The organism is Psychrobacter lutiphocae DSM 21542, assembly GCF_000382145.1.
GTDB lineage: Bacteria > Pseudomonadota > Gammaproteobacteria > Pseudomonadales > Moraxellaceae > Psychrobacter > Psychrobacter lutiphocae.
Genome location: NZ_KB907655.1, coordinates 23,364 through 34,152, shown reverse-complemented (window position 1 = coordinate 34,152; position 10,789 = coordinate 23,364). Strand labels below are relative to the sequence as shown.

Genomic DNA, 10,789 nt, shown 5'->3' with positions numbered 1-10,789 from the left:
CCATGTGATATATTGTTTGCGCTGTGGCAGTGAGGTTAGTCGTCCTCGCTTTGCGTCTCCCAGAGCGCATCCAGCTTTTTTCTGAGCACCAGTAAGGCGGCAGTTTCTGCTAAAGCTTTCTCTTTGCGATTAAGCTCACGCTCTAGCTTTTTAATCTTTTTGCGGTCTGCTTGTTGCTGGCGTTTGCTTGCTAAGCTTTGCTTTTGGCTTTGATTGAATCCTGATAAAGCACCTGCTCGCCATGCTTTGATTTGTTCGATGTATAGGCCTTTACGACGACAGTATTCGCTAAGTTCAGTCTCTGTCAATCCGCTGGTCTCAATGATGGTGGCAAGCTTGGCTTCGCTTGACCAGTTGTCGGGGGTGTTTTTATTACCGGGCATGGGCTGTCCTTGCTTTTGGGCTTGATTACGCCAATTATACAGGGTCTGTAAGCCTATGCCTTCACTTCTTGATACTTGGGCTACACTTAAGTTATGTGGTGGCGATAGTTTGCTTAGTATGGCTTGCTTTCTCTCTTCACTATATCTTGGCATCATTATTCCTTGTTGCCCCCATTTAGTTTATTCTTAGGGGGTGACAACTATCCTGACATAGGGGGCTCTGATAATGTTGTAACTGGAGCGAGTAATTATGGTAAAAAACAATCTGATCAGGTGCCTTCCGCGGCTTTAGATGCGATACGTGTAGATAAAAATACCGCTGGAAAGGCGAAGTTAGTTGTAGGATTGTCTACTGGAGTCGCTGGTAGTGGAAATTTACTATTGAAGCCCAAGTTCGTAGGAAATACAACCAATAAAGCTGGAACGGTTAGTAAAGCCGAAGTTAAAGTTGCTAAAATTGAGAATAATGTTAATGCGGAAAACCCAAGCTTTGGGAGTGCGGTAGTAAGAGAATTTACAGCCACACCTAATCATCAAGTGGTACATCGTGCAGAAAATATTAATGCAGGACAGGTAACTGATAGAGATGGACTTCAGCGTGTAGATAATATTAAGTGGATAAGTGATAATCAAGTTGCAGAAAATTTAGGATTACAATCAGGTCGTCAACTAGATAGGTGGGGTACTCAAAGACCTGCATGGAAGAATGGTACTTTGGTTACTGATCATGTCTTAACTGAACCTAGGAAGTTTCAAATGGTAATAGATCAACGTCAGTTAGAACAAATGAAAGAAGCTGCTAGAAATAATGAAAATCCAGCAGTTAACCTTGGTGGATGGGCAACAGATACACCTGTTACAACTGTGTCAGATGTTCGCAACAAGCTTGCTGTTCCTGAGGAATGGAAGTCTGGTAATTTATATGTTGTGGAATTGACGGCTAAACCAGGTACTAAAGTACGAGAAGGAACAGTGGGCGATATGTGGAGTACAGAAACTGAACTACGCCTACCAGGTGGTGGACATCAGGTAGAGTTTAAAGACCACCCTGCTACAAGCCCTGAAAATTTTGAAGTAGATTTAGAATCATTGGACAAGGCTAAGACATTAAAATGAAAGAAACTTTAATCAAAGAAATTTTAATTAAGAGTATTTGTGATGATGGTAGCTTTTTTATTGAGAGTAGTGAAAATCAACACAAAGGTTCTGGTTTGTTTAAACATTTGAACAAAGGTCACAAAGTAATTTCGTCTAAGCGATATGTTAAATTAGAAAATGGTTTAGAGAAATTTATACCTATTGCAAACATTATAGAAGTTTTACCTGACCGCACAGGCTTCGTCGTAATTTATGATAACAGACCAAACAAGTTTAGCGAAGCTACCAGTTATCCCTGGTTTTTTGAATACCCCAATAATGCTGCAGTTTACAATGCCGATGGCAGTTTACGTTTTCAAATTAAGATAACAAATAATCCAGATAGTGATTTATATATTATGGGTTTTGCACAACCTTCAATGGAGCATCCCGATAAAGTAAGCGTCATTATAAATAGTACCACTCATCCTGAGTATGGTTTTCATCAATTATATGCAGTAGACCCATGTAGTCCGCAATTAATTGAAACTAAACAACAAATACGACGATAACTACTTTGTTATAAATTGATATTATAAAAAATTTAGTTACCAAACAATTAATAAGCTGAGTCAATATAATAAATGTCAAATGTAGATCAAAAGAAAATAGATATATTTTATTTTTCTAAAAGGCCAGAAGTTTATGCTTTGTACAACTTTGAAAATTATTATTTTGTAATATTTTTGAATGGTGGGCATGGCGGGGGTGATCGAGTTGTACAGATTACTAAACAAAGTTTTGAAGAGTTAAAAAGCGATAGCTATAATTTTAATAAAATTATTAATAAAAGTATCGGACTTAGTTGCCTTAACAAAACCTTGAAAGAGCACTTATTTTTTTCTTCTTCTGAACCTTACATACTATATGAAGTTGATAATCGATATTTCATTGAGTTGTGGAGGGAACAAAGAACTGGTAAAAGTCAAGCAGTAGAAATTAGCAAAGAAGTTTTTGATCAATTATTCAATAAATCAGCTTTACCTAGTGAGGTTTTATAAATTCTAATTTTTTGAAAGTTTCGCTTATTAGACTGTTATGAGGCAATAATGTGTCATAACTTTTTTGTTCGAAAATCATTATATGATTATTAACTTTAGGCTACCAGTAATGCTCTATTCAGATTTAATACTTGGAATCGAACTGTCAAATGGTAATACAGAAGCAGTTATTGACGCAGATAAAATATCTGAAAGCTCTTTAAAATTACAACTATAGAGTAAAAAACTATGAACTTTATTTTTAACCCTATAAAAATCAGTAGACACTTAAGATATACATTAGGTAAAGAAGCCACTACGAATAAATACTATCTCTCTTTCTTAGTTAGCCCAGCTAATCACAGGTATGTTGAATATGAAGAGTATTATGAAATTTCAGAAGAAGAATTTAATTTATTTATCAACAATGAAGAAAAGTTATTGCAATTTATTGAAAGCTTTAGGTCAGGTGGTAATAAGTTGAAATTATCTCGTTAATAACTGCTTTGATACAGTATTTGTCATGCAACCCAAAGCAGGCGAAGCACCAAGAGTGTATCAATCATCCATAGCATCAACGACTAACGCTTCTGGAGTGACCAATGTGGGTAATGCGACTCAGACCATAGTGCCTAACCGTAAATTATGGCAAGAACCAGTAGAAACCAATGACATCATAAAGGTAAAGTAAAATGACGCAATTCAAAATGGACAAAGAAGAAATCAAACAAGCAGCGATTGAATTTAAGCAAGCTCTTATTAATTGGAAATCGAGAGAGAAAATTGAAAGAGTTGTTGCAATACATCGTCCAGAATGGACAGAAGAGGATATTAAAAAATCAATTGAATTTAATACAAGAATGATTAAACCAGTCTTAGAAGCATTTGAGCCTATTTATCGCCTAGCCATAAGAGGAGATATTAATGAGCCTTTTATGCTTTCAAGTTATATGACAAGCTTTGTTGGTCGAGTTTTGGGTGATGAGCTATCATGGCCAGAAGTACAAGACCCATATTATCGTTTAATAGCTAGTTTAAAAGGGGGGCTAACTACAGAAGAAATGTGGGAAACACCATACTATAAAAATCGGAAGCTACCAGAGCATTACAACCAAGTAGTGAAAGAAATTGAAGCAGAGGGTTGGAATCATACAACGGATGGCTAAAATGTGGTTGTTTCTACTGATTATAATCTTTGCATTTTCTGTAGCAGGATTTTATAAATCAAGAATTGTGCGTGTACGAAGTTCACTTCAACCAAATGAAATTAAAATGACACAATTTAAAATGGACAAAGAAGAAATCAAACAAGCAGCGATTGAATTTAAGCAGGCACTTATAGATTGGAAGTCTAGAGAAGGAATTATAGAGGCGTTCTCTACATATCGTGATCAATGGACAGAAGAAGATGTTATCAAAGCTGTAAATAAAGAAACACGAACAGTGAAGCCTGTATTAGAAGCATTTGAGCCTATTTATCGTTTGGCTATAAGGGGTGATATTAATGAGCCATTCGCATTTCAAAGTTATATGATGAGTTATGTCGGTCGAGTTTTAGGTGATGAGTTATCATGGCCAGAAGTACAAGGCCCATATTATCGTATAATAACTAGTTTAAAAGGGGGACTAACTGCAGAAGAAATGTGGGAATCACCATACTATAAAGATAGGAAGCTACCAAAGCATTACAGCGAAGTAGTGAAAGAAATTGAAACAGAGGGTTGGAATCATACAACGGATGGCTAGCAAGTGTAGGCTGGACATTTAGCCCAGTTTTTTTAGATCTGAAAAAGTATATTCAGCAAATAAAAAGATAATCTATTCTCAAACAGCCTGACCCTCAAATCAGGTACCAACACCACTACCAGCTCAAGCAATAGCCAAACCAACTCACAGACTGCGAGTATTAACACCGCAGGCAATGTAAGCTTAGGATTAAGCACCCAAAAGAGCGACTCACAAAGTCGTAGCACCACCCAAGTCAACACTAATCTTAAAGTTGGTAGCCTAAATGGTCATGCCGATAGCACTACCTTAAATGGCGGACGTATTGACATTAGTGGTGCTGATGAGGGAAGTTATAGCACAAATAAACTTCACATTGAAACCGTACAAAACACCAGTGAAAGCAGTAACAAAAGCTCAGGGGCTAATATTGGCATAACCGCTAACATATCAACTGGCGTACCTATACCTACTGGCGGCAGCCTAGGCGCCAACAAAGCAAAAGGCAGCTCACAAAGCGTTACCGCAGCTGAATTAAGCGGCATCATCGATAGAGGTGATAAGCAATCCTTCAAAGCAGGCGACACCACCATCATTGGCGGTATCCTTGCCAACATCCAAACCGATAGTAAAGGCAATCAAAGCAGTGGCACCCTTAACTTCACCACAGAGACCCTAACCACTAAGGATATTACCAACATTGCCACCAATGACCAGCGTAACCTAGGCGGTAGTATAGGCGTCGGTACAGGACAGCAAGGTCAGAGCATTAATAACCTTGGCATACAAGTGGGTCATACTGCTAATGAGTTTGAAAGTAAAACGCTGGCGACCGTAGGTGAAGGTGCAATCGTCACCAGTGATGCGATAACAGGCAAAGATAGCCTAGCGGGTGTTAACCGAGATGTGTTCAATACTGAAATCATCATCAAAGATCAGCAAACTGCAGGCCTTGATGTTAATGCCAATATTGATGCTAGAGTGTTTACCGACGCAGGTCGGACGCAGATTGTTGATGAGCAGAAGGAGATTGGGGATAACGTTAAGAAGATAGGCGCTATTACCGTCACTGACGCTCTAAAAGCCCCAGCTATTATTGCCGCTATAACCGACAACGGTAATAAAAACCCTGACAGTCAAAACAAATCAACCTTAGATAAAGTCAAAGATAACATTACCCAAATCGGTAATAACAATCGAACAGGTATGAGTGATGACACTGCCAATTTAGTTGCAACGGAAGAGCTTATTGTAACAGGGGATATTACCAATGATGTTGTTGCACAAGATACTTATAAACAACTAGCAAGTGAGATAGCCTCTGGTACTGATGCACAAAATGCAAATGTCTATATCACTCCTGACTTAACCGAGTCTCGAGCTGGCGATTTAGGCACTATCGTATTAGGCTCTGCCAATGAAACCACAAAACAGGATATTTATCTAGATAGGGGTGCACTTGATAGAAGCGATAGCGTCACAGTTGCCAAGGGTCAGGTAGAGCCAATAGTCAATGCACCAGGCACGATTAATGTATTAAACGAGGAGATAGCACATACCAATGGACAAGGCGAAGCGTCCGCCTCGACAATGGGTGATTTAGGTGAGATAGCTTATAACGTGGGTAAATGGGCTAACAGTGGTAATATTGCAGAGGCGAAGGAAAGTATTGACACGACAGCGATTAATAATGCCAATACTGCTCAAGAACAGCAAGAGATGCTGGCTGCAAATAAGGAGCGGTTAGAGACTCAACAAGAGGTTGGGGATGCGTTTGAGAATAGGCAGTTGCATCCAGTTGAAGCAGATATTATAGAGCTTTTAGCCACAGACTATGCTCAGAAAAAAGGTATCAGTGAAGTTGAGGCAAGAAAGCGATTAACCAGAGGTGCCTTATATAATATAGACGCAGGATGGAAGCAATCAATAGACACGTATCTTAGTGACACACCAGAGAAAATTACTCAATATCAAGAAGCGTATGCTTATATAAATGCTGTCAAACCAACTGATATGGATGCTTTTGATTGGTCAAATAAATTATATCATGATTATTTAGAGTCAGAAGTAACTCAGGTTGCTAATCCTGTTTATGATACAAATGGTAATCTTATATTAAACCCAGAATTGAATAAGGAATATGACACAGAAGATAGCATGCCATCAGTGACTTTGGAGCCGATCACAGTTACAGCAGACAAAAAGCAAGATTCTAAAGATTCTGAAGAGCCTGAAGAGGCTTATTATTTAGATGGTTTTAACAATAGCTTTACAGCAACAGCAGAGGACTTTGATAGACAAACCTTATTCATGAATAAAGCTTATGAAAATGAGTATACTGCTCAGTTGTATAAGCAGTCTGCTAAGATGAAATATGGTGAAGATATTGGACTAAAAGAAGCGGCTTTAACAACAGTAACCAATACAATAATTATAAAGCCTTTGGGTGCAATATCAGGTATAGACAAAGCAGTAGATAGTAATGTCGAGCTGGTTAAAAGGGAGTTAAATAAATCAGGTTCAGAGCATTTCAATGATTTAGTTAATGCAAGTAAAGCGGTTGTCGGTTCTGGTAAAGAAGCCATAAGCAATCCCAAACAAACATTAGACAATGCACTAGATGGTGCAAAACAATTAAAAGAAGCAGCGACAACGCAATGGAATTATCGTAAGCTTAAAAACCAACAAGGTTTGCCTTTTGATACCAGCTATAAAGATGCACAAATGGTAGGTGGACTAGCTACTGATGCGGTAATGGGAGGTGGTGCTGGTAAAGCTGCTAAAGTAGGTAAAGAAGGGCTAGAGAATTTAGGAAGAAATCTTGATAACTTAACTCCTCCACCTGCTTATGCTACGGCTTCAGGTACACCAAACATTCATGGTGGTGCCACTGCAATTACAGGTAAGCCAAAACCTAATAGTGGTATTGGTGCTGCTGAAACAGGTGGGGCTATATTAGCGGTCGGTAGTAATCAAGGTTCAGTGCAAGAGCTCGAGGTTGGCTCATACAAAGAGCTTAAAGATAGAGCTGTTGTAGGAGATAACTTAGAGCATGACTATATTCCCTCATTTGCTGCTTTGAAAAAAGCTAAAGAGAATGAACTAGGTCGTCAATTAACTAATGATGAACAGAAAGAGCTATATAATAATGCTACAACTGTAGAGTTACCAAAAGATATTCATATATCTGGCAGAACGTATGGCGGTAAGAATACTACAACACAAATAGCTAAAGATGCTGATGACCTTTGTAAAGCAATGACTTGTGACTTAGAAACGCATAGGGAAAACTTAATCAATAAAGGTTATGATGAACGAGATATAGATGTTTTCATTAACAAGGTTATTGAAAGAAATAAAGAGATGGGAATTAAATGAAAAATTTTAAAGGTGAAATTGAAGTTTTTTTAAATTGTGTTGGTAGTTTGGAAGGAGATTCACGTATATTAGATGCTATGGTATTGCCTGGCTCTAACTTTACTATTGAGTCATTGCGTATTGAAGGAATAGTATATGATACATATAAATTTTTAGAAAATGGCATTGAGTTTAGTTTTGAAGATAAAGTTCTTAAGGCTATATTTATATACGCCACTAAAGTGAAAGATTACAGTCCGTATTTTTTTATTAATAACTTGTTCCAAAATATAATTAATATTTATGACAAAAAATCAATAATGAAATCAATCGGTGAACCAGACGAAATTAAGGATAATTATATAAAATATTATATAAATAAAGATAAATATATTCATTTTGAGTTTGGAGAGTTTGAATCACTTAAAATGATTACTGTAGGCCTTGCTAGTTAACACTTAAAAATCAAAATACTGGACAAAACTCACTGATAAATGGAAAGTGATAGCATGAAAGAAATAAAACCTAATTGGTATGAGTCGCCTGTATCGTTCACGAAAATAGAAAAAATAGAAAAAAATTGGTTATTCTTTTCCTAAGGAGTATAAAAAAGTTATTTCCAAATATGATGAATTGATTCCTGTCGATAATATCTTTGACTTTACTAACATATATGGTGAGGTAGATGAACGAGATCTTAATTTCATAAGTTTTAATACAGATGAAGCAACCAGTATCTATGATTATAGAATCATATCAAATCCTGAATATGCAGGGATACCACATCTGGTAGCATTTGCTGTATGTGCCAATGGTGATTATATATGTTTTGACTATCGAGAAAATCCTAACGGTGATAACCCAAAAGTTGTTTTAGTTTATCATGATGATTTTGTTGAAAATGAAGATGGAACAAGCTCAATGGTAGTCAATTTTGTGGCAGATAATTTTGAAGAGTTTATGGCTAGGTTACATGAGTGATTGAAAGGGCATTAGAGACTGCAAAAGAGAATAGTTAGTTTTATTAGCTTGATTGTCCGTGTTGAATGATATGAAGCCTCTTTTTAGAGTCTTTTTTTGTAGACTAGGTTTAGCAACTTTTGATGGTATTAGTGCTGCTGAAACAGGTGGGGCTATATTAGCAGTTAGCGATGCTCCAGATGGGTCATACACCCAAGCCATTGATGGCAGTATGACAGGTCCAAATAAAGGACGTTCAACCAGTACAGGTAAGTTTGATGAAAATGGGGAAGAGATTTATAAGCGTGGCAGTGGTGGTTATTATATCGTTGATAAAAATGGTGTTCAACAACCGACTAAGTCGCCTTATGAACATCCAGAAGCTAACAATACAGGATATAACCGCCCCTATCTGCGTAAGCAAACGATTGAGGCGATTGAAGCAAACTATACTAAACTGCCTAATGGAGATTATTATAATCCAGTTACAGATGTTACGATAAAAGGTCCGATTGATATAGGGCACGCCTATGGTTGGGAGCACAGACGACTTGAGCTAGCGGCTGAAGAAGTAGGTCTAACTCAACCTCAGTTCAATGAATATGTTAATAGACATCCAGAGCACTTTCAATTAGAAAATATGTCTATTAATCGTAGTCATGTAGATGAAAAGCCTGGTAAAGATGAAATTGAGGACATAACTAAAGAAATGTTAAAAGATTTAAATAATGGAGATTTAAACAGATGACTGATAAAAATAATTATAAAGAACATGCATTAAAACGTTATCAGGAGATTTATGATAGTAATCCTGTTTTTCGGGTAGTGGTTGCTAATGAAAAGGGAGATATTGAGAAATTAAAAAATATGTTCCTAAAGGATAAGGAATTAGACGTATTAGCTGTTACTGAAAAAGAAGAGTGGAACTGGTTACATCGTTCATTGATGCATATCCCCAACGCTGAAAAATGGACAGGTACACCTTTATCAACAATTGAGTTTTATATCAAAAATAATGTTCCTGTTAACGCTCAAGATAGTTATGGCATGACACCACTTCACTATGCTATGCGAGGTAAAAATGCCGAAGCCGCTATTGCTTTATTAGAAGCAGGAGCAGATCCTAATATACCTAATCGAGATAATGTTATCCCGTTGGCAATGATAGGAGGAATGCCTGAAAGATTGGATGTACTTGAGTTGATGCTCGAAAAAGGCGGAAATCCAAACTATATTAATGCTAGTAATGATATAAGTATTGTCAAAAGTTTAAAAAAACACGTTGGACATATGGATAAATTTAAGCCTGTTATTGAGCTATTAGAAAAATACTCTTGAATTACTAGTGACCTTAATACACTCCCCCCCCCTATGCATAATGTATTAAATAATGGACAATACGAGCAAGTACAACTGCATCATTCACGCCAAGATGGTAGAGGTTCGTTATATGAGGTATCTGAACCTGTACACATTAGGTCGACTAATACGAATGGTAATTTAGCTCTACATCCTTATGGAAGCTCTCAACATCCAAAGTATCCCGTTGAACGTACCATTTTTGTAACAGATAGAGTTCAGTACTGGAAAGATAGATTAAATCAATCACAAGGAGATTAACATGGTTGCACTTAATGAAATTGAAAGTTTGCTACAAAATCAAAGTTTTCCCATAATAGAGAAAACAGTAGAGCAAAAAACAGAAACAAAAAAAATCTTTTGCAGTACGGTGTAAAAAAAACAGTGGTTTTTTTAAATTATATACTAAATATTTTTTAAGATTTTTAGATACTCGTGAAGGTAATGACGATATTGTTGATCCCTTACCAACTAGAAATTTTATTGATAGAAACACTTTTATACATAAAGTATGGAAAGTTCCTCAAAAATATATACTAATTACTACAATCGAAGGTGAAGGCGGCTATTTATATAATACTGAAGATGATAGTGTCTGGGATTTTAATTTAGGGCAACAACAAGAATTACTTAATGGCACATTACCGCACTGGAATAGTTTTTATGAGTTTATGGAGTGGTACTTAGATACTTCTGAGGATGAAGATTGAGCTAGCTTAACATATTTTAATACGAAAGCCCGACAGTATAAGTTGGGCTTTTTAGTTCATTGGCACCACTCATGTCAAAATGTTCGTGATGGTGCCACTGTCCCCCTATGTCAGGATAGTTGTCACCCCCTAAGAATAAACTAAATGGGGGCAACAGCACCTCTTTAGTTTGAGTTGC

The 10,789-nt window shown here is 36.9% G+C and carries 13 protein-coding genes and 1 pseudogene; 13 read left to right on the top strand and 1 reads right to left on the bottom strand.

All coding sequences use genetic code 11. The annotated features are described in order from the left end of the window. A pseudogene (locus tag H140_RS0111165) lies at positions 1-536 on the bottom strand (transposase); the annotation flags it as partial. Between the two features lie 9 nt (positions 537-545). Here H140_RS0111165 and H140_RS0111160 point away from each other — a divergent pair. The 13 genes from H140_RS0111160 (at position 546) to H140_RS16545 (ending at position 10,162) form a co-directional block, all read left to right on the top strand. Further along, positions 546-1,499, top strand: a complete 954-nt coding sequence (locus H140_RS0111160) for a hypothetical protein (protein WP_019673741.1) — start codon at positions 546-548, stop codon at positions 1,497-1,499. Then, positions 1,496-2,032: a hypothetical protein gene (locus tag H140_RS0111155; protein ID WP_019673740.1), complete on the top strand. Its 537-nt coding sequence runs from the start codon at positions 1,496-1,498 to the stop codon at positions 2,030-2,032. Before H140_RS0111160 ends, H140_RS0111155 begins: the two co-directional genes overlap by 4 nt. A gap of 72 nt (positions 2,033-2,104) precedes the next feature. Further along, positions 2,105-2,521: a hypothetical protein gene (locus tag H140_RS0111150; protein ID WP_019673739.1), complete on the top strand. Its 417-nt coding sequence runs from the start codon at positions 2,105-2,107 to the stop codon at positions 2,519-2,521. 228 nt (positions 2,522-2,749) lie between these two features. Next, the gene (locus tag H140_RS0111145) at positions 2,750-2,998 is read left to right on the top strand and encodes a hypothetical protein (protein WP_019673738.1); all 249 of its coding nucleotides are present in this window, start codon (positions 2,750-2,752) and stop codon (positions 2,996-2,998) included. A 25-nt stretch (positions 2,999-3,023) separates the two neighbouring features. Further along, a complete protein-coding gene (locus H140_RS15940) occupies positions 3,024-3,191 on the top strand; it encodes a hypothetical protein (RefSeq protein WP_019673737.1) in 168 nt (55 codons plus the stop codon). 1 nt (position 3,192) lies between these two features. After that, positions 3,193-3,666: a hypothetical protein gene (locus H140_RS0111135; RefSeq protein WP_019673736.1), complete on the top strand. Its 474-nt coding sequence runs from the start codon at positions 3,193-3,195 to the stop codon at positions 3,664-3,666. Then, positions 3,659-4,246, top strand: coding sequence for a hypothetical protein (locus tag H140_RS0111130; protein WP_019673735.1), 588 nt, complete (start codon positions 3,659-3,661; stop codon positions 4,244-4,246). The genes H140_RS0111135 and H140_RS0111130 overlap by 8 nt, the downstream gene beginning before the upstream one ends. Before the next feature lie 768 nt (positions 4,247-5,014). Continuing rightward, entirely contained in the window at positions 5,015-7,603 is a 2,589-nt protein-coding gene (locus H140_RS0111120) for a hypothetical protein (protein WP_019673732.1), read from the top strand. Further along, positions 7,600-8,037, top strand: a complete 438-nt coding sequence (locus tag H140_RS0111115) for a hypothetical protein (RefSeq protein WP_019673731.1) — start codon at positions 7,600-7,602, stop codon at positions 8,035-8,037. The genes H140_RS0111120 and H140_RS0111115 overlap by 4 nt, the downstream gene beginning before the upstream one ends. Before the next feature lie 124 nt (positions 8,038-8,161). Then, positions 8,162-8,563, top strand: a complete 402-nt coding sequence (locus tag H140_RS14975; protein ID WP_083932768.1) for an SMI1/KNR4 family protein — start codon at positions 8,162-8,164, stop codon at positions 8,561-8,563. Positions 8,564-8,633: 70 nt separating this feature from the next. Further along, positions 8,634-9,290: a GH-E family nuclease gene (locus tag H140_RS15250; RefSeq protein ID WP_156819169.1), complete on the top strand. Its 657-nt coding sequence runs from the start codon at positions 8,634-8,636 to the stop codon at positions 9,288-9,290. Further along, positions 9,287-9,880: an ankyrin repeat domain-containing protein gene (locus H140_RS0111100; RefSeq protein WP_019673728.1), complete on the top strand. Its 594-nt coding sequence runs from the start codon at positions 9,287-9,289 to the stop codon at positions 9,878-9,880. The genes H140_RS15250 and H140_RS0111100 overlap by 4 nt, the downstream gene beginning before the upstream one ends. A 33-nt stretch (positions 9,881-9,913) precedes the next feature. Beyond that, positions 9,914-10,162 carry an HNH/ENDO VII family nuclease gene (locus H140_RS16545; protein ID WP_083932766.1) on the top strand — a complete coding sequence of 83 codons (249 nt, stop codon included), beginning with the start codon at positions 9,914-9,916 and terminating at the stop codon, positions 10,160-10,162. Positions 10,163-10,789: the final 627 nt, after the last annotated feature.